We start from the raw sequence: 20733 nt of genomic DNA, 5'->3' as shown, positions 1-20733 counted from the left end.
CCCCTATCGACGAATAAAGAGACGCAAAGCGCTCAGCTTGTTGAGAAGCAATCCCTTGTTTAATCGGTAACTTATGACCCCGGCACCACAACCTGTTAACTGGAAAAGAAACTTATTTGTCACCTGGTTAGGCTGTTTTCTAACCGGCGCGGCATTCAGTTTGATCATGCCATTTCTGCCACTGTATGTGGAACAGTTGGGTGTGAGCGGCCACCAGTCATTGAACATGTGGTCGGGTTTGGTGTTCAGCATTACTTTCCTGTTTTCCGCCATTGCCGCGCCTTTCTGGGGCAGCCTTGCTGACCGAAAAGGCCGGAAAATCATGCTGCTGCGATCCGCCCTCGGCATGGGAATTGTGATGGTGCTGATGGGCATGGCGCAGAATATTTGGCAATTTTTAGCCCTGCGCGCCCTACTGGGGCTGTTAGGTGGCTTTATTCCTAATGCCAACGCGCTGATTGCCACTCAGGTGCCGCGCAACAAAAGTGGCTGGGCATTGGGCACACTCTCAACCGGCGGGGTCAGTGGTGCATTAATCGGCCCATTGATTGGTGGATTATTGGCGGATAATTATGGTTTGCGTCCAGTGTTTTTTATCACTGCCGGAGTGTTATTCGCCTGCTTTACTATGACCTGGTTTTATGTCCGCGAGCAGTTTGCACCAGTGCTGAAGAAAGATATGCTGAATGGGCGACAGGTATTTAACTCACTGAAAAACCCTAAGTTAATTCTGAGTTTGTTTGTCACCACCATGATTATCCAGGTTGCGACCGGCTCGATTGCCCCCATCTTGACTCTGTATGTGCGCGAACTGGCCGGAGATATCCATAATTTGGCCTTTGTCAGTGGCATGATTGCCTCGGTGCCGGGTGTCGCTGCGCTGATAAGTGCGCCGCGCTTGGGCAAGTTGGGGGATAAAATCGGGCCAGAACGCATTTTGATCGCCATGCTGGCATTATCCATCCTGATTTTAATCCCGATGGCCTTTGTGCAAACCCCATTGCAACTGGGCATTTTGCGCTTTTTATTGGGCGCGACAGATGGCGCATTGTTACCCGCGGTGCAGACTTTACTGATTTATAACTGTACCAATCAGGTTGCGGGTAGAATTTTTAGCTATAACCAATCATTCCGTGATGTGGGGAATGTTAGCGGCCCATTACTGGGTGCGGCGGTATCCGCCAGCTATGGTTTCCGCGCAGTATTCTGCGTCACCGCCGTGGTGGTGCTGTTTAACGCCCTGTATTCTTACTGGTGTTTGCAACGCCAGCCCTTAAAAGCACAGCAGCGCGAAGTTCAACAACAGCAAGATAACTAACTCAAAATGACGCCGCTGAGGCGACGAAAAATCGAGATAAAGCAATCTGGGTTTGTGTGTTTTTTCAGCATAAACACCCGCCAAATGCCGATAAAAACAGCGAAAAAAGCCCTAATATTCAGTTTAAACTGATTGATAATTACGATGAATGTCGACTTTTCATCTAAAAATACGATATAACCCCCAGTGGAAATTAAAAAATGACGTTATTATGGCGTTAAATTCTACTGTAACGTGTGTTAAGTCCAACAGTTGGCCACTGCGCCAAAGAGCTGACACGCGATGACGGTTTATTCGCTCATTTTAAAGCGATTCTATGGGAAGACTTTATGCAAACCTCTGTTAACACCCCTGGCGGTCGTACATTCTTTGGGCACCCTTATCCGCTCAGTGGACTGTTTCTTTCCGAAATGTGGGAGCGTTTTTCGTTCTACGGTATTCGCCCTCTGTTAATTCTGTTCATGGCGGCCACCGTTTTTGATGGCGGCATGGGCCTACCCCGTGAGCAAGCTTCGGCTATCGTCGGGATTTTTGCCGGGAGTATGTATCTGGCGGCGCTACCCGGCGGTTGGCTGGCGGATAACTGGCTGGGCCAACAACGCGCAGTGTGGTATGGCTCGATTCTGATTGCCTTGGGCCATCTGTCGATTGCCTTATCTGCTTTCTTCGGCAATGACCTGTTTTTTATCGGCTTAGCATTTATTGTGCTCGGCACCGGCCTGTTCAAAACCTGTATTTCGGTGATGGTCGGTACCCTCTATAAGCCGGGTGATGCCCGCCGTGACGGTGGTTTTTCACTGTTCTATATGGGTATCAATATGGGGTCGTTTATTGCACCGCTGCTTTCCGGCTGGTTGCTGCGAACTCATGGCTGGCATTGGGGCTTTGGTATCGGCGGGATTGGTATGCTGGTGGCGTTGCTTATCTTCCGTGGCTTTGCCATACCGGCGATGAAGCGCTATGACGCAGAAGTGGGGCTGGACTCAAGCTGGAATAAACCAACCAATCAACGCCAGGGTGTGGGCAAATGGGTTGCCGCCATTATGCTGGTGGTGGTGGCAATTATTGCGCTGATTTCACAGGGCATTATCCCGATTAATCCGGTGCTGATTGCCAGCTTGCTGGTGTATGTCATTGCCGCCTCCGTGACACTCTATTTCGTCTATTTGTTCGCTTTTGCCAAAATGAGCCGTAAAGATCGCGCCCGTTTATTGGTGTGCTTTATTTTGTTGGTGTCAGCGGCATTCTTCTGGTCTGCGTTTGAACAAAAACCGACCTCATTTAACCTGTTTGCCAATGATTATACTGACCGCATGGTGATGGGCTTTGAGATCCCGACCGTCTGGTTCCAGTCAATAAATGCACTGTTTATCATCCTGTTAGCGCCAGTGTTCAGTTGGGCGTGGCCAGCACTGGCGAAGAAAAAGATTCAGCCGAGCAGCATCACTAAATTCGTGATTGGTATTTTATGCGCTGCGGCCGGTTTCGCCGTGATGATGTATGCCGCACAGCATGTCCTCAGCAGTGGCGGCGCGGGCGTTTCACCATGGTGGTTAGTGATGAGTATTTTGCTGCTGACCTTGGGCGAATTGTGCCTTAGCCCTATCGGGCTGGCGACCATGACCTTACTGGCACCGGATAGAATGCGCGGTCAGGTGATGGGGCTGTGGTTCTGCGCCAGTTCACTGGGTAATCTGGCGGCGGGCTTGATTGGCGGGCATGTTAAAGCTGACCAGCTTGATATGCTGCCAACCTTGTTTGCGCGCTGTTCAATTGCCTTGGTTATCTGTGCGGCGGTATTGATATTGCTTATCGTGCCGATTCGTCGCCTGATGAACAACACTCAGGGCCAGCAAACTGCCTAAGTGTGATGAGTTAAACTGCACCACCCCGCCTTTATGGCGGGTTTATTATGCTCAAATTAACTTTACAGTTCCCATGCCCGCTGCTGTAAAACTACCCGATAACCCTCTGTATCTTCGAAAGTTTTACCACTGACATCCCAATAAGGGTTATAAGAGGCCACTGCGCGAAAACCGGCAGCCAACATTTGCTGGCATTGCCCTGCCCATTGCGCTTCATCCGGCAGATAAAAGACTAATAAATTATCCTGCGTGGGCGCAAAACCTACCCGAGTGCCGTGATGATGAGTAAACTCTAAATGATAAGCATGATGTGGGTGACCCAGAATGGCACCGTCAAATCCTTGATGATCGGCAAAAATGCCCAACAGAGTGAACCCTAAGCCGTTACAGTACATCTCGCTGATTAATTTGAGATTATCCGTGGCTCTGGCCACTCGCATCACCGAAGTTTGTGGCAATATGGCTGCTTCTTTCGTCAAGCCGGTAGCGGGCAAACCAATGGGTTTGGATGACATCTGGCTCTCCTTTGATAGCACATTTGAATGCTGAGACTAAAAATGAAAATAAGACCTGCACAACCTGCTGATTACCGGCGTTAAAGCCCATGTAAAAGGGTTAAATATGACGCCAGTCTGTGAATTCACTTGCCAGCAACAACATTATCAACGACCACACCATAGCATTACTCATAGGGGCCGTGCTGGGCGTCAATTGGCAGCATAAAAGTATCAACAATCATTGATAAAGGAACATCAATCACCGTGATGTATTTCCATGGCCCATCACGCATATCCCATTGCACACCGGGGTAATATTGGTGTCCATGCCCCTGCCCCGGCACGGTGCGGCTGATGATACTGCCGCAGCCCGATAGCAACAAAATAGCGGTCCCGAGCATGAGAATGCGGGTCAGCGGAGGCCAGCGGCGGGTCAGTTTAAACATGGGATTCCATCGACTTTTACTCTTCACAGAAAGCTTTTATATACACAAAAAAACGGGCAATTTATATGCCCGTTTCAGACTGCTGACAAACCCCAATGACTCGATCTCTGGTGGTGAGGACGGGCAGAAGAGTAAAGCGTCCGCGCCAGGGATGGCGCGGCTCGAGCCTACAAGGATGTATTTACGGCGTCTTTACGATCTGCCTGTTTTCACCGCTGCAGGCACTTTGTCAATAACCTCAAACGGGCAATTTATATGCCCGTTTTTTATTTTACCTCACCGCTATTTCGCGGCGGGAAACGCCTTCATATTATGCGCCAGTTGGCGATAATAGCCGTTCCAGATTGGGTACTGTTCCGGCTGTTGCCAAACTTGCTGGTGCAAACGTGAAATCATGACCGGGTCACTGAGCAGTTCCAAGCGCTGTAATTTAGCCAATTTCTCCGGCCCAGCCTCCAGGGCCTGTTCCACCCGCTCACAACGATATTGCTCGATAATCACGCGAGTGTGATGGCGAGCCGTTGCCATGGCACTGACTAACGCGTTATACGATGGGTTCATTACCGCATGGAAGAAGCCATGACTGAGCGCCCGCTGATGGTTAAGTTTCAGATATTCTTCTGTGGCAACCAATTCCCGTGGCGGATTATATTCCTCCGGGATCAGGAATAATTTCGCCCGTTTACTGGCCAGCCCCAAGGTACGGCGGCTGGAGAACACAGAGACCACCGGCGACAGGATCAGCGAGAAGACGATGGGCGATAACCACCATAAGAAACGCAGATCCAACCAGGCCACACCACTCGCCCAAACCACACCGAGCAACAGTTGTGGCCCGTGGCGAACCATAGCTTCACTCCATGGCGTGGCGTCATCATCGCGTTGCGGTGAATTCCACTGCACCGACCAGCCGAGGAAAGCACTGACCACAAATACTGTGTGGAACAGCATCCGCACCGGGGCCAGCAATACTGAGAACAGCATTTCCGCCAGCATCGACAGCAGCAAACGGAGTGCCCCGCCGTACTCTTTCGCACCCTTAGCCCAGATAAGAATGATGCTGAGTAACTTAGGTAAGAACAGCAAGACCAAGGTGGTGGAGAACAAACCAATGGCCAATTCCGGCCGCCACTGAGGCCATACCGGGAACAACTGGCGCGGCTGTAAGAAGTACTGCGGCTCCATCAAGGTATGCACCGCTTGCAGCGCCGTACACAACACCAGGAACATAAACCACAGCGGAGCCGACAAATAAGACATCACACCGGTGAGGAACACCGCACGGTGAACCGGGTGCATACCTTTAACCAAAAACAACCTAAAATTCATTAAGTTACCGTGGCACCAGCGGCGGTCTCGTTTTAACTCATCGAGCAAGTTAGGCGGCAATTCTTCATAGCTGCCCGGTAGATCATAGGCAATCCACACGCCCCATCCAGCACGGCGCATTAATGCCGCTTCCACAAAGTCATGGGAGAGAATAGCGCCGGCGAATGAGCCTTCGCCCGGCAAGGGTGCCAAAGCACAATGCTCAATAAACGGCTTCACCCTGATGATGGCGTTATGGCCCCAATAATGGGATTCGCCCAGTTGCCAGTAATGTAACCCGGCGGTGAACAACGGGCCATAAACGCGAGTGGCAAATTGCTGAATTCGGGCATACAAGGTGTCCATACCGGAGGCTTTCGGCGCAGACTGAATTATCCCGGCATTCGGATTGGCTTCCATCAGCCGCACCAATCCCGTCAGACAGCCACCGCTCATCACGCTGTCGGCATCCAATATCACCATATAGCTGTATTGGCTGCCCCAACGGCGGCAAAAGTCATCAATATTGCCACTTTTGCGTTTCACCCGACGCCGACGGCGGCGATAGAAAATACGCCCGTGCCCATCCACATCACGGCACAATTCCAGCCAGGCTTTTTGCTCCGCCACACAGATATCTGGGTCGTAACTGTCACTCAGCACATAAATATCAAAGTGCTCAAGTTGCCCGGTGGCAGCCACCGATTCATAAGTGGCCCGCAAACCGGCAAATACGCGCTCCACGTCCTCATTACAAATGGGCATAATCAGCGCTGTCCGGTGTGCTGGATTTAGCGCCTCATCCCCTTTGATGGTGGAGGAAATACTGTATTTGTCTTTACCCATCAGTAATTGCAAGAACCCCATCAGCGCAGTCCAGAAACCGGCTGAGACCCAGCAGAACAACACGGCGAACAAAATAAGAATGCCAGTTTGCAGTAAATAAGGCAGCAATTGCATCACCGAAACCTGCCAGTTTTGCTGCCAAATTTCGAACGGATCAATTAAGGCCCAGCCCTGATAAGGTAAAATGGTCTTCATATAGCTGGTCGCAATGGTGGTTTGCAACACAATCAATATCAGCAATATATAGCGGCGCAGAGACCCCACGCTGCGCCATTTTTTCTCGGCGAGTGCCTGTTCATGTGTTTGCGCGCGTGACACCGGGCTGCGGCCCAGTAGCGAATCCCAAAAACGCCCGACCGGATTAGTGCGCCAGGCCTGCGGTGCCATACTGGTACGCTTGATGGGCGGCGTAGCATGAATAACCGTGCGCCCCTCATCGTCTTGCGCCAGTAACTTGCCATCCGTCAGAGCATCCGGCCATGCCGCTTGCAAGCGGGCATTGACCGAAGCCAATGCACTGTCTTGCTCACTGAAAACCCCATTTCCTGATGTACTGGCCGCCAATTGCTGATGTACCCGCGGTATCGCATCAGGTGTGCTGGCGAGTAGCACATCCTCGGGCAAAGCATCGCGCAACGCCCCTTGCTGCTGCGCAGTCAAGGGCAAGTCCGCAATATAATCCTGTACAGTAGATTGATTTAACTTATTCATTGGCAGGTAGCTGATAGCTCCAGGTTTCCGTCAGGGTTTTGTCGCCATTAACCAGCGCAGCGCGCATTTCTATTGGTTTCTTGGCATCCTTAACTTTTAACCGCAGTGTCAAACGCCAGCCTTTGGTCACTGGATTGTAACGAACACTGTTTTCGATCAATTCACCGTTGTCATCAATACTGACCTGCGAAGCCAGTGGCGCATTTTCATCCAGTGATTTCAGTACCGGGCCGACAAAATCAACCAGGAAAGCCACACTGCCGTCTGGCTCACGGATCAGATTCGACTGTTTCACATCCCCAGTTGAGCGCAGAGTTTGTTTCACATAAGCCACATCCGGTGAATGCAATTTGTCTTCATCACGGGTGAAATGCAGGCGGTAATTCAGATCGAGCGAATTCTTGGCATCCGGTAAAACATCCGGTGTCCAGAAAGCCACGATGTTATCGTTAGTTTCATCCGCGGTTGGGATTTCCACCAGCTCCACTTTACCTTTGCCCCAATCACCACGGGGTTCAACCCAGGCGCTCGGACGCAAATCATAGCGATCGTCTAAATCCTCATACTGCGAGAATTCACGGCCGCGTTGCAGCAAACCGAATCCTTGGGGATTTTCAACCGTATAAGTGCTGACTGACAAATGCTTGGGATTGTTCAGCGGTCGCCAGATCCATTCACCATTACCGGCATGAATAGAAAGACCATTGGAATCATGCAAGGCTGGGCGATAGTTCAACACCGCAGACGGCTGACTTGGGCCAAACAAGAACATACTGGTTAATGGCGCAATCCCCAGTTTCTCTACTTTATCGCGCAAGAAAACTTTAGCTTGCACATCAATGGTGGTATCGCGGCCCGGATAAACTACAAAACGATAAGCCCCGGTGGCGCGAGGGGAATCCAGCAAAGCAAAAATAACCAGGTGCTTATCATTAGGTTTTGGACGTTCAATCCAGAACTCACGAAAACGCGGGAATTCCTCGCCAGAAGCCAATGCAGTATCAATCGCCAGCCCGCGCGCAGAAAGACCATAAACCTGGCCTTTACCAATCACACGAAAATAACTGGCACCAAGCATGCTGATAATTTCGTCTTTTTTATCCACTTTGTTAATAGGATAAAGCACTTTGAACCCGGCAAAACCCAAATTCTTCACGGACTCGGGGTCATGCTTGACCGAGCCAAAGTTAAAGTAGTCCGGGCTATAATTGATAGGCTTCACACTGGTGGCAGTCACTTCATTAATTTGCACCGGTGTATCGAAATACATACCTTGATGATAAAACTCTAACTTAAATGGCGTATCCAGTTTGTTCCAATACGATTTATCATGGTTAAACTGAATTTGCTGGTAATCGGCAAATTTCATTTCACGAAATTGCGATGGCAGATTACTTTTCGGCGCTTCAAAACCTTTACCCGCCAGAGTCTGTGCCTGTTTAGCCACATCATCTAATGAGAAAGCCATGGCCTGAGAAGTGAATAATGACAGCAAGAGAGCCACCCCTAGCCATCTGACGCTGTTTGCGCGTGACCCTTTTGACATTCTATTGACGTTCGACAAAATATTAACTCCCACATCTCCCCCTAAATCATAACAGCCAAATTATTGACGGTTTATCCAGCCGGTGCCGTTGATAAGTCCCGGCTAATGTTCTACCCAAACTTACACCGCCAGCCCAGTATTTAAACCAGTGGCTAAGCCACCAGCCTAGCAAGCTAGACTAAAATACGCTATGGAAAATTATTAACCCTTATAGTAGTGTTTATTGTCGCACTGATCCATTGATAACGCATATAGTTACCAATGAGTAATTACTATAAAAAATATTCTGGGCAAAATCAGATACGTTATTCTAATTCCGATAACAAATAGCGAATAAGTATGAAAAAAAATACTAACCAACGGGAGTACTTTTTAGACGCTATCCGCGCCTATTTGATGTTACTCGGCATTCCTTTTCACCTTTCACTTATATACTCCAGCCACCATTGGGCAGTGAATAGCAGCCATCCTTCATTGGCATTTACCCTATTGAATGACTTTATCCATGCCTTCCGCATGCAAGTATTTTTTGTTATTTCTGGTTATTTTTCGTTCATGCTATATCAGCGTTATGAGCGCCACCGCTGGCTACAAGTCCGACTGGAACGTGTTGTTATTCCGTTAATTACTGCTATCCCGCTCATTACTCTGCCTCAGTTTTTCTTACTTAAAAAATACACCAGTAAATTACAAGATTGGAATTCATTTACAATTTATCAAAAAATAAATATTGCTATTTGGGAAGTTGTTTCTCACTTATGGTTTTTGTTAACACTCGCCTTATTGACCACACTTTGTTTTTATCTGTTCCAGAAAATGAAGAATAAACAGCTCTCAGTTCCGGCCTTGATAAAGGGAATGAATAACATAGGAAAAATCTCACTATCATTATTTTTATTCGTATTCATTTATTCAGTAATACGCAGAATAATATTTATCCTAAACCCTGAAATACTCTTTAATAGTGCCTTCAATTTCGTTGTGATGGAAACCGTGTTTTATCTGCCTTTCTTTCTTCTGGGTGCTTACAGCTTTATCTACCCGCCACTCAAGCAGGTTTTTCTCACCTTTTCGCCGGGCGCACTAGCCGCTTCACTCCTGTTATTTGGTGCTTACTATTTAAACCAACACTTTAATACTGCTGAGTTTTTTGCCTTCGAGCTGGATCTTATTATTAAAGCATTAATGGGTGTGACTATGACCAACGTGGTCTACTCGCTAGGGTATCAGTTGCTCAATTATCCTTCTGCGCGCATCACGTACCTGGTCAATGCCTCTCTTTTCATTTATCTGGTGCATCATCCATTGACCTTGATTTATGGTGCCTTTGTCACCCCCAAAATTGACAACAATGGCTTGGGTTTCTTACTCGGAATGCTCTTGGTGTGTTTGATTTCATTTATGTTATATGAGGTTCATCGCCGTATTCCTTTGCTAAAATTCTTGTTTTCTGGCAAGTCGCAGCAGCAAACGACGCAATCAAAGAATTATGCAAAGTAATAAAGTTATTGCCAAGTGATCTATCTAACTGCATACCGTTTTGGTCATAAAACCGCTACACTGTGAGGCCATCATGTAGATGCGGGATGGCAAATGCCTCACTGTGCGCTCTGCTTTCAGAGCAATTATCCTGTTGATTCCTTATCAGGGTTTGTTTCACTTGCAGTGACAACAAAAAGAGGAATTGTGATGAGTAAGCAAGAATCTATTGAGAATAATCCCACATCTGATACTACGCCAGTCGCTGAGTTTAGCACCTTGTTTACCTTGATTAGCCGTCTTAGCGGTGCTTTGGATAGCGCGATCACCGGTAAAGACCGCAGCGTATTAGTCAATGAACTTTCACAACTTTCTGTCGATAGTCTTCCTGAACCGGAAAAATCAGTGACGGCTGAAGCACTAAAAAGATCGCTAGCAACACTAAAACGCGATTAATTTCATTATCCAACGTTCACCCTTGATTCCCCACTGGGCGATTAAAGGTGAGCGATCTGGCGATACCTTACTATATGCTGTGGCTATACCTTTATTTAACATATTGAATTAGGTCATATCTTCCCATCGATTCCTCCAAATCTGTGTATAATAATTCTGCTCACCCGCCATTTCTTTTCATATCAGGAGATCTCCCACATTGGATGCCATCACTATTAACAGCCTTTTTTTGATTGGCGCGGTGCTGGTGGGAGCCAGTATTTTACTGAGTTCACTCTCTTCCCGCCTGGGCATCCCCATTTTAGTCATCTTTTTGGCCATCGGCATGTTGGCGGGCGCCGACGGCATCGGCGGAATTGCTTTCGATAATTATCCTGTCGCGTATTTGGTGAGCAACCTGGCGCTGGCCGTCATTCTATTAGATGGCGGTATGCGCACCCGAGCATCATCATTCCGTGTCGCATTGTGGCCAGCCCTTTCGCTGGCGACTGTCGGGGTATTGATTACTGCCGGCCTGACAGGTATGGCGGCGGCCTGGCTATTTGATTTAGATATCATTCAAGGCTTATTAATTGGGGCGATTATAGGGTCAACCGATGCGGCGGCGGTCTTCTCACTGTTAGGCGGGAAAGGTCTCAACGAACGTGTTAGCGCCACTCTTGAAATAGAATCGGGCAGTAACGACCCCATGGCCGTCTTTTTGACTGTGACTCTGATTTCCATGATTTCAGCCGGTGAAACTAGCCTAAGCTGGATGTTTTTGGTCCACTTAATTCAACAGTTTGGCTTGGGTATCCTCATCGGCTTGGGCGGCGGCGGCTTACTGATATTACTCATCAATCGGATAGAATTACCCAGTGGTTTATATCCATTACTGGCGGTGTGCGGCGGCATTCTGGTCTTTTCACTCGCCACCGCGCTGAATGGCAGCGGTATTTTGGCGGTCTATCTCTGTGGCTTGCTACTGGGCAATCGCCCGATCCGCAACCGCTCTGGGATTTTGCAAACCTTTGATGGGCTGGCGTGGCTCAGCCAAATTGGCATGTTCCTGGTATTAGGGTTGCTGCTGAACCCAAGTGAGTTGCTGCCGATTGCCATTCCGGCATTAATTCTCTCATTGTGGATGATTTTATTCGCCCGACCGCTGTCAGTATTCATCGGCCTGTTGCCCTTCCCCAGTTTTAATCTGCGCGAGCGCATCTTTATATCGTGGGTCGGTTTACGCGGTGCAGTCCCGGTTATTCTGGCCGTATTCCCGATGATGGCGGGTATTCCCAATGCAAATTTATTCTTTAATGTCGCCTTTTTCGTGGTGCTGGTTTCACTGCTGCTGCAAGGCACCAGTTTGTCATTCGCGGCGCGCAAAACAAAACTGGTGGTGCCTCCGGCTCTCGCGCCAGTGGCACGGATTGGTTTAGACATTGATAAAAATAACCAGTGGGAGCAATTCATTTACCAGCTCAGCTGTGATAAATGGTGTATCGGCGCTACTCTGCGTGATTTGAAAATGCCAGAGGGAACGCGTATTGCCGCACTGTTCCGTGGCAAGGATCTGTTACATCCCACCGGCAGTACCCGCCTGAAAGAGGGCGATATTTTGTGTGTTATTGGTCAAGAACATGATTTACCCGCACTGGGGAAACTCTTTAGTCAGTCCCCCAGCATCCAGTTGGATGAGCGTTTCTTCGGCGACTTTATTCTTGATGCTGATGCAAAACTTCATGATATATCTCAGATTTATGGTCTCAATCTGGAGCCGGGTGTTGATAAACAACAAACACTGGGCCAATTCGTGCTCTATCTCTTTGGTGGTGAGCCGGTTATTGGTGATCAGATTGAATGGGATGGTCTGACGTGGACCATTGCCGAAATGGAATCTGACCGAGTGAGCCGGGTCGGGGTTAAGATAGTCACTGATAAAGCCTGAGTCGAGTAGCACAACCGCTCGATCTAATATTCAACTCGGGCTTAGAATGCGCTTATTTTATTTAAGATTTTTTTGTGTTTTATTGGCAATATAAATATGTACCCGTGGTGAATTCTAGTCCCAGTCAATTCCATTTCAAAAAAAAACCATTAAATACAACAGATTAATAGATGTTAATCTGTTGTATTTATTTGTTGATAAATCAATCAATAATAGTATATATTGTGAGCCATAATCAGTGGCTTATAATGAATTCGTAGCCACAGTTCTTATTGGCACACGCCGTAGTTAATTATTCTCTCTATGCTTTCGCTCAAAGGTCGTGAGTATAAGCTGACAGATAACATTATAAATTCGTCTGGTAACTCTAATGTCAGAGTGATTTCTTCTCCACGGTCAAGAATACAAACTCAAGCACTAAAACCCTAAATTCAGCCCGGTTTTTACACTCAGGCTATATAAAGAGCCAGTCATTATGAAAAATTTTTTAACCGGTATCATTCTCATTATCCTGACATCTCTAACCTATGGTGCTGTTGCTGCCCCACAAGAAATAATCAGGACATTAGTCAATGTCGGTTATCTTGATAACCTATCTCCATTATTGTTTCGCGAAGGAACTTCACCGCCCAGCGGGTTAGCTGTCGATTATCTCAATCAATTCAGCGAAAAAAATAATTTTCAATTTGAATATGTTCATTATAAAAATAAAAATGATTTATGTGATGATTTAGAAAGCGGAAAAATCAGTATTGCTATTGGGTTTACTCAAATAACACAATGTAAAATTGCAATTAACTCACCGGTTTTTTGGCAAACTCGCCTTTATAAACTACAAAACAGCCAGCGCCAGAGAGACATAAAAACAGTCTATTCACTCTCACAACAGATTTCCGCTGAAAGCCTGAAAAAGATTTATCCTCATGCTCAAATAATAGAAGATCAGCCAGAGGCCGAAGTTCTAAAGGTTTTACTGGCAGATCCCTATTCTATTTATGTTGCGGGTATTTTTAACACTAACCGTATAGTGCAAGAAAACGCAATAGACATTCAATATGCTCCGTTAACATATAATTATGATACAAAATTCATTTTTGCCTTAACCCCCTCAATTGACAAAAAATTATTTAATACACTGAGTTCCTTCATGTTAGAGAAGTCGTCTAAATATCCTAATGATGATGAGATGTATTGGCTTAATTATGCCCAATTAGGTAACTATCAAAAAATTCAACTAACTCCCGAGCAAAAAGAATGGGTGGCAGAGAAAAAAACCATCATTGTTGCGGTGCCTAAATACTCTTATCCAATAGGGTATCAGGACGATGAAGGTAATTTCAGTGGGTTATCGGCACAACTTTTGGAGATTGTTTCAGCCAGTACCGGTCTTAAATTTAAACCCGTTTTTGTCGAATCCCTGGGGGAAATGATTGAATATGTATCATTAGGAAAGGCCGATATGGGGGCTCATCGTAGTGTTACTTCAAATTATACACCTAATACCATTTTCAGCCCGCCATTTTATATTTCAAGATTCGTAGCAGTTGTAAGGGCGAATGATAGCGATATACAAAGCTCAAAAAACATCAATGGTAAGCGCATTGTACTAGTAAAGGGCCAGAAAGTAATACAGGAAATTGCGGCTGAATTTCCCAAATCAGAAATAATCACTATTGAAGGTTCCGAATTAGATTTATTAAGTGCCATAGTTAATAATAAAGCAGATGTTGCCATCATGCCTAAAATTGTATCATCTTATTGGATTAAATATTTTTACGAAAAACAATTAAAAGAATACCAATTGACAAACCCACCGGCGGTTATAGCATTCACAATTAATCGTAAATACACAATCCTTAATGATATTATTAAAAATGTCATGCTTACATTACCCTATAACAATTTAGAGATGATCGACTATCACTGGTCAAAATCAATTACACCTCCATCTACCATTGCGCCAAGAATCCCTGCTATTATTTACCTGACTTTATCAGTATTAGCTGTTATAGCAGTGATTAGCGTGATTTTTTATATCAATAATCGCCTAAGAAAACGGCGCAAGAATGATTTAGAGTTATATAACAGTAACTTAAAAGAAATTATAGATGCAAACCCGGCCCCGCTTTATAAAGTGAAGGTTAATGGCGATATTATTTTAGCCAACAAAGCATTTTATGCGTTCCTTTCAATCAACGATCCTAACAGTATTAAATCATTACAAAACATTAAATCTCTGGCACCAAACAGTTTGTCAAAAATAATGGAATTACACGAGACTGCATACTCAACTAACAAAGAGATTAATTCTGGTCAAATGTATGAAATTTCAAATATTGATTTTTACATTAGGCAATGGATATCACCGACTCAAAGTAGCGATAAGCAACCAGTCATGTTAATTGGTGGTTGGTTTGATGCTATACACAGTAAAAAAACAGATATTACATTTACAACTGCGAAAGAAAATGCGGATGACCGTAATTATAGTATGCTTCATATTGCGATTATTGACGATAACTCCATCAGTAAGTTGTTACTTAAGGCTCAACTCTTAGAATATAATGTTAATGTTAGCGATACCAATGAATTGCTTGAAGTGAAACAGTTATCAAACAAAGGGGCGCTTGATGCTGTTATCACTAACTTAACCATGAAAAACATTACAGGCTACGACGTACTAAAAACACTGGCAGAATCTACCAAATATCCGCCACCTTGCTATATTTATACTGATCGCGTTGAAAAAGAAATTGAAGAGAAGAGTTTAGCACTTGGCGCGGTTGGGCTAATCGCTAAGCCATTATCGATTGAACAGCTACAAGAGATACTAGACAATATTAAGTCATCACGACAGACCTACAAATTACTCACACTATTAGAGAAAAATGCTTATGGGAACCAGAACACGCTATTAGCTATAGTCAATGTTCTATCAGATTCCGTGAGTGAAAATATCCAACAATTACAAAACACGCATCCTGAAGATAAAGAAGCCAGGCTCGAGATCGTCCATAATATTAAAAGGATGTTAAGTTTGCTTCAGTTTGAGGAGCTAATGAATCAATGTGATAGCTATGCAGCCATCTTGCAACATGAGCCAGAAAATATTGCATTAATATCACACGCTTTTGAACAAAATTTGATACCCTTCTTATCTATTATTAAGCAATGCCAGATATTGATCAATAAAGAACAGAGTAAATGACATATCCCCTTAGCCATGATGGGAAGAGTCATACTTTTATTCGCTGTAATCATCCATTACAGCGAACATTTTACATGATTAACTTTTGATCATCTTTGACAGTTTTCTGCTATACCGATTTAATTTTATTAACCAAAACAATCCCCACACAGACTAATACCAGAGCAATGGCATTTTTCCATTCCAAAATACTTTCGTTCAGGAAAATGGCGGACAACACCGCACCAGAAACGGGGATAAGGAAATTGAATGGCGCTACCATGCCGACTCGATTATATTTTAGCAATAAGCTCCACAGCGCAAATGCAGCTGAAGACAACAGCACCAAATAGCCCAGCAACAATAATGCCTGCCAACCAAAATCACTTAAATAGCCGCCAAAGAGATAGCCGCCCAGCGTTAATACTAACCCGCCGATCGCCAACTGATACCCCGTCATCACAGTGGTATCCATGGTTTGTGAAATCCGTTTACCATAAATACTGGCAGCAGACAGAATAAAAGCCGCCAACACCACACAACCCTCGCCCATCAAGGTGAAATTAAAGTCCATTATATCGGAACCAAAATTCACCACCATGACACCGGCAAAGCCTAAAGCGCATCCAATGATTTTATTGAATGTCAGACGGTCATTTTTATAAATATAATGCGCTAATAGCACACTGAAAAATGTGCCGGTCGCATTCATGATAGAGCCTTTAACCCCCGTGGTGTAGGCCAGACCAATATAGAAAAACACATACTGTAAGGTTGTCTGTGTTAGCCCCAATAGAGCAATTTGCTTATATTGGCTTTTCTTGAGGCGGCCAATCGCCTTGCCGCTGACCACAGCAAAAAGCAGCAACACTATTCCGGCCAATAAAAAACGATAACCCGCAAATACCATCTTGCTCGGAATATCATCGGGTGCAATATGAAACAGCGCATAGCCATTCTTTATCGCCGGATAGGCACTACCCCAAAGAAGACAACAAAATGTCGCGACAAGAAAAACAAATTTTTTATGGGTAAAAAGCGGAGGACTCCGGTCCACGTCAACATCCTTTCGAACAAGAAATGAAACATTGTTTCGTTATAACCATTTCTGGTATAAAAGTCCTGTCTAATGTCACTTTTCTCCTAAAAAGATGCCAATAAGATTATTGCTCCGCACCTATAGCGCATCTGGATGCCAAAACCCGCAAAAATCTTTGCTGTGTGACAGCCCTGCCCGGACGATTTTATCGTCACAATTCACGATTTATCTTGTCGCCTGTCGCGCATTTAAACCGCCGCTTACTTTCAAGTCTATTAATGCCGCTAAGAGCGTAAAAAAAATATTCTTCAAAAACATATAAACATTAAACATATTAATGTAATTTTGATAAACTTGACTTAAGTCATTTGAGTAACCTAAATTAATCGTATGATAAGTAACCGGTTATAATGTTTCCCTGGTGTTGGCCGAATTGGCATCCCTTACCAAATGAGATTGGTAAGGGTTTTTTTTGTCTATTATTTGGCTACAACAGAGTTTTATTGGATGACGACTCTACTGCAATGCCCGAGCTAAAGTCATGGCTCGGATAATCATCGCGCGATCGACATCAGGATGAGGGATTTCGAGTATTTTCTGCCAGATAACAATAGCTTGCGCATACTTGGCATGAATAAAGTTATCATTGGCTTGCAACATCAGTGCGGTATATTGCAGCGGGTCTTTTGCCAGTGCTTGCTGTAGCCAATAGGTCACATCCTCAGTCATTTTTTGCCCTGACTGATAATAAAACAGAGTCGCTCGGGCAGCATCTATTGAAGCACTCGCCCCCTGCAAACGTTCTGTCTGCTGCAATGCTACCAGCGCGTCCTCAAATTCATTCTGATACAAATAATATTGAGCCAAACTAAACCAGAGTTCGCTGTTATCAGGTGACTGCCGGATACGCTGCTGTAATAGAAATAATGTTGGGTCGCTGCTTTGCTTATCCAACATATTGTTCAATCGCGTCGCTTCTTGCTGGCGTAAAACCTCCTGCTGCACCGCGGCATAGTGGCCTAGTTGCTGATATCCCAACAGAATAAGTGTCGGGAGCAACAAGCTCAACCCCAACGGCCAGCACCAACTCAGACGGCCATATTGCCTTGACCAAGGCCACCATATGCCGCTTAAAATCATGAGCAATAATATCGCCATCCCGATTGCCAATATCATCAGCGCCCCCCTCTCGAACCTGAGGCCGCTCGATTTCGAATGCGTAGCACTAACCCGCCTAACACACAGGCCAGCAGCACTCCCGGCCCAAACCACAGTATCAGTGTGGCACTGCGCACCGGCGGCCGATAAAGCACAAAATCACCATAGCGCTGTGTCATTAGGGCCATAATTTCCTGAGAACTGTGCCCCGCTTCCACCAAGCGGTAGACTTCTAAGCGCAAGTCCTGCGCGATGGGTGATGTTGATTCCAATAAGTTTTGATTCTGACATTGCGGGCAACGTAATTCTTTTGCCAGAGCTAGCGCTTGTTGTTGATTTTGTGGCGAACTAAAGTGGTAAGTATCCACCAAATCGGCCAACACCCATGGCGAGAAAACCAGTGATAACAGCAGCAACAGGGTTTTCATGGTGTTTCCGCCTTAGCCCATTGCGCCAGTAATGGCATAAACTGCTGTTGCCATATTTCTAATGTCATCTCACCCGCATAGCGCTGGCGAATAACACCATTAGCATCAATCAGCCAGGTTTCGGGGGTGCCATACACTCCCATCGCCAGCGCTAAAATCCCTTGTGGGTCATAAAGATTCTTTTGATAAGGATTACTGTAGCGGTGGAGTGTATTCAATGCCGCCTGGCGATCATCGCGGTAATTCAACCCGTAAAACTGTACTTTATTCAGGCTGTTGGCACTCTTTAAGCTGTTAGCAATTTGGCCTAATACCGCCAGCTCTTGTTTGCAACTGGCGCACCAACTGGCCCATACATTAATCACCGTCACTTTCCCCAGCAGTTGGCTCCGCGTTATTTTTTGTTCTGGTTGCTGTAATTCAGATAATGAAAATTCGGGGATTGGCCGGTTTTTCTCTGCTAACTCAATATGATGCGGGTCACGATTTAGGCCGCTGTAGAGCACCAATCCTAAGAAAAAGGCCAGCACTGGGACCAGCAACCAAGGCCACCGCTGTTTCATTTGTCCTCCACAATATCACTGGCAGGTTTGGATCTACGCCACAGTGTCAGCACGCCGCCGAACACCATTATCACTGCGCCGCCCCAAATCCAACTGACCATCGGCTTATGATATAAACGCACGCTATACTCCCCGGCAGACAGATTATCCCCTAACACGGCATAAAAATCGGCCAAGGGGCCACTGGCTATCGCCGGCTCAATCATCAACATTTCACGCGCGGTATAATGCCGCCGCTCAGGTAACAATGTGGTGATGGGTCGCCCATGCTGACTCACCCTGATATGCGCCCGCTCACTGGTATAATTCGGGCCGACCAGTAATTCAGTTTGCTGATAAGTCAGTTGGTAGCCCGCCAATGTTGCTTCGCGACCAGGGGACATACGGCTGCCCAGCTCCGTCGAGTGATAGGAAGCAAACAGCATACTCAGCAAGCTGATGGCTACCCCGCCATGAATCAACCATGAGCGCCAGCGGATCCTGGCGGCAAACAGCGGGGCAAATAATGCCCACAGGGCCAGTGTGACACCCGGTATCATGGCTGGCTGCCATTGTGAATGTGAATGTGATTGAAACCAGCCCGCACTGAATAGCGCCCCCGAGATAGCCAATAAGGCAGGAACCGCCAGACGCCAGCGCGGGATTTTGCGGCTTTGCTGCCAATCAGCAAATGGCGCGGCCCCCATCAGCAATAACAACAGCAACACAAAAGGCGTCAGTGTTTGGTTAAAATAAGGCGCACCAACAGAGAGTGACCCCAAACCTAATGCGCTGAAAATTAAAGGATATAAAGTACCAATCAACACTGTGACCGCCGCGATACTGAGTAACACTAGCGCCGCCAGCAGCAAGGTTTCCAAAGAAAATAGCGCGAAATCAGCCGTGCGATGATTACCCCGCACCCGCAGTGCAAATAACATCAAAGAAATCAATGTCACCATGCCGAATAGCGCCAATAAAGCCCCGCCACGGGCGCTATCAACCGCAAAAGCATGAACTGAGGTCAACACGCCGGAGCGGACGATAAATGTCCCTAACAAGCAGAGTTGAAATGTCACCAATGACAGCAAAATGCCCCATTGATGATACAAACCGCGCCGCTCACTGATAGCCAAAACATGCAATAATGCCGTGCTGGTCAGCCAGGGTAATAATGACGCATTTTCTACCGGGTCCCAGAACCACCAGCCTCCCCAGCCCAATTCACTGTATGCCCACCAAGCGCCCAGTAAAATCCCGATACTCAATAAACCCCAAGCCGCCAGCACCCATGGGCGGCTGTAGCGCGCTATATTTTGGCTACTTTTGCCCTCAAGCAATGTCGCGACCGCAAAAGCAAAACTGATAGCAAAACCGCTATAACCCAGATACAGCAGCGGAGGGTGAAATATCAGCGCGAGATCTTGCAGCATCGGGTTCAAATCGCGCCCCTGCGCTAAGGTGGGGAATAATCGCACAAAGGGGTTGGAGAAAAAGAGGATAAATACGCTGAAGGCAACCAGCAGCCAGCCCATCACACCCAATGAGCGGGCAAAAAATCGCAACGGAAAATGGCGGCGAAAGAGTGTCAGTGCGCTGCTCCACAAGCCCAGTGCAAACAGCAGAAATAACATGGAGCCTTCGTGCCCGCCCCAGATTGCCGCAATTTTATAAAACAGCGGCAGCTGACTATTGGCGTGCTGGGCAACATACAACACCGAAAAATCATCGGTGACAAAGCACCAACCCAGAGCCAACATCGCCAATGTAATCAATAAAGTCACGCCATAGCTGAGCGACGGCAGCCAGACAAGCAATGGCATTCGCCGCCCATACAAAGCTATAAAGGGCACACAACCGAGCAATAGCGCCAGTGACGCCGCCGCCAGCAGTGAAAGCAGCCCAAATTCTCCTGTCATAGAATTTTATCCATCACTCAATCTTATCCATCAGACCATTTCTCCATCACACCATTTCTCA

15 protein-coding genes and 1 pseudogene are annotated in these 20733 nt (G+C 46.4%); 7 read left to right on the top strand and 9 right to left on the bottom strand.

Annotated elements, in window-relative coordinates:
- Window positions 1-73 precede the first annotated feature (73 nt).
- Together mdtG and FTA91_RS13945 are read left to right on the top strand one after the other, a co-directional pair.
- Window positions 74-1318 carry a multidrug efflux MFS transporter MdtG gene (mdtG, locus tag FTA91_RS13950; protein ID WP_145583508.1) on the top strand — a complete coding sequence of 415 codons (1245 nt, stop codon included), beginning with the start codon at window positions 74-76 and terminating at the stop codon, window positions 1316-1318.
- A gap of 329 nt (window positions 1319-1647) precedes the next feature.
- A complete protein-coding gene (locus FTA91_RS13945) occupies window positions 1648-3183 on the top strand; it encodes a peptide MFS transporter (RefSeq protein WP_050115773.1) in 1536 nt (511 codons plus the stop codon).
- Window positions 3184-3245: 62 nt separating this feature from the next.
- Here FTA91_RS13945 and FTA91_RS13940 read toward each other — a convergent pair whose 3' ends face one another.
- Together FTA91_RS13940 and FTA91_RS13935 are read right to left on the bottom strand one after the other, a co-directional pair.
- Window positions 3246-3698, bottom strand: a complete 453-nt coding sequence (locus FTA91_RS13940) for a VOC family protein (RefSeq protein ID WP_050115725.1) — start codon at window positions 3696-3698, stop codon at window positions 3246-3248.
- Between the two features lie 167 nt (window positions 3699-3865).
- The gene (locus tag FTA91_RS13935; RefSeq protein ID WP_408065636.1) at window positions 3866-4081 is read right to left on the bottom strand and encodes a YceK/YidQ family lipoprotein; all 216 of its coding nucleotides are present in this window, start codon (window positions 4079-4081) and stop codon (window positions 3866-3868) included.
- A 219-nt stretch (window positions 4082-4300) separates the two neighbouring features.
- Between FTA91_RS13935 and FTA91_RS20490 the strand changes: the two are divergent.
- Window positions 4301-4375 (top strand): annotated as a pseudogene (locus tag FTA91_RS20490) (gluconate 5-dehydrogenase); the annotation flags it as partial.
- 33 nt (window positions 4376-4408) lie between these two features.
- Here the strand turns inward: FTA91_RS20490 and mdoH are convergent.
- Both mdoH and FTA91_RS13920 read right to left on the bottom strand, forming a co-directional pair.
- Window positions 4409-6991 carry a glucans biosynthesis glucosyltransferase MdoH gene (mdoH, locus tag FTA91_RS13925; protein ID WP_050115723.1) on the bottom strand — a complete coding sequence of 861 codons (2583 nt, stop codon included), beginning with the start codon at window positions 6989-6991 and terminating at the stop codon, window positions 4409-4411.
- A complete protein-coding gene (locus FTA91_RS13920) occupies window positions 6984-8537 on the bottom strand; it encodes a glucan biosynthesis protein G (protein ID WP_050115722.1) in 1554 nt (517 codons plus the stop codon). Before FTA91_RS13920 ends, mdoH begins: the two co-directional genes overlap by 8 nt.
- A gap of 339 nt (window positions 8538-8876) precedes the next feature.
- Here FTA91_RS13920 and mdoC point away from each other — a divergent pair, with 339 nt between their 5' ends.
- The 4 genes from mdoC to FTA91_RS13900 all read left to right on the top strand — a co-directional run bounded on the left by mdoC (window position 8877) and on the right by FTA91_RS13900 (window position 15607).
- Complete coding sequence (gene mdoC / locus FTA91_RS13915) at window positions 8877-10037, top strand: glucans biosynthesis protein MdoC (protein ID WP_050115721.1); 1161 nt, start codon at window positions 8877-8879, stop codon at window positions 10035-10037.
- A gap of 189 nt (window positions 10038-10226) precedes the next feature.
- A complete protein-coding gene (locus FTA91_RS13910) occupies window positions 10227-10472 on the top strand; it encodes a hypothetical protein (protein ID WP_050115720.1) in 246 nt (81 codons plus the stop codon).
- 199 nt (window positions 10473-10671) lie between these two features.
- Window positions 10672-12399 (top strand): potassium/proton antiporter, encoded by a 1728-nt coding sequence (locus tag FTA91_RS13905; protein ID WP_050115719.1) that lies wholly within the window; start codon window positions 10672-10674, stop codon window positions 12397-12399.
- Between the two features lie 475 nt (window positions 12400-12874).
- Window positions 12875-15607 carry a transporter substrate-binding domain-containing protein gene (locus FTA91_RS13900; RefSeq protein WP_050115718.1) on the top strand — a complete coding sequence of 911 codons (2733 nt, stop codon included), beginning with the start codon at window positions 12875-12877 and terminating at the stop codon, window positions 15605-15607.
- Between the two features lie 109 nt (window positions 15608-15716).
- Here FTA91_RS13900 and FTA91_RS13895 read toward each other — a convergent pair whose 3' ends face one another.
- The 5 genes from FTA91_RS13895 to FTA91_RS13875 all read right to left on the bottom strand — a co-directional run bounded on the left by FTA91_RS13895 (window position 15717) and on the right by FTA91_RS13875 (window position 20672).
- The gene (locus FTA91_RS13895; protein ID WP_050115717.1) at window positions 15717-16643 is read right to left on the bottom strand and encodes a DMT family transporter; all 927 of its coding nucleotides are present in this window, start codon (window positions 16641-16643) and stop codon (window positions 15717-15719) included.
- A 498-nt stretch (window positions 16644-17141) separates the two neighbouring features.
- Window positions 17142-17801 (bottom strand): TPR domain-containing protein, encoded by a 660-nt coding sequence (locus FTA91_RS13890; RefSeq protein ID WP_145583506.1) that lies wholly within the window; start codon window positions 17799-17801, stop codon window positions 17142-17144.
- Window positions 17801-18211, bottom strand: a complete 411-nt coding sequence (gene nrfF / locus FTA91_RS13885; RefSeq protein WP_050115715.1) for a heme lyase NrfEFG subunit NrfF — start codon at window positions 18209-18211, stop codon at window positions 17801-17803. The genes FTA91_RS13890 and nrfF overlap by 1 nt, the downstream gene beginning before the upstream one ends.
- Window positions 18208-18774, bottom strand: coding sequence for a DsbE family thiol:disulfide interchange protein (locus FTA91_RS13880; protein WP_050115714.1), 567 nt, complete (start codon window positions 18772-18774; stop codon window positions 18208-18210). Before FTA91_RS13880 ends, nrfF begins: the two co-directional genes overlap by 4 nt.
- The gene (locus FTA91_RS13875) at window positions 18771-20672 is read right to left on the bottom strand and encodes a heme lyase CcmF/NrfE family subunit (protein ID WP_145583504.1); all 1902 of its coding nucleotides are present in this window, start codon (window positions 20670-20672) and stop codon (window positions 18771-18773) included. Before FTA91_RS13875 ends, FTA91_RS13880 begins: the two co-directional genes overlap by 4 nt.
- Between the last annotated feature and the right edge of the window lie 61 nt (window positions 20673-20733).

It is taken from the genome of Yersinia thracica (assembly GCF_902170565.1).
GTDB lineage: Bacteria > Pseudomonadota > Gammaproteobacteria > Enterobacterales > Enterobacteriaceae > Yersinia > Yersinia thracica.
This window is presented reverse-complemented; position numbering and strand designations above follow the sequence as displayed.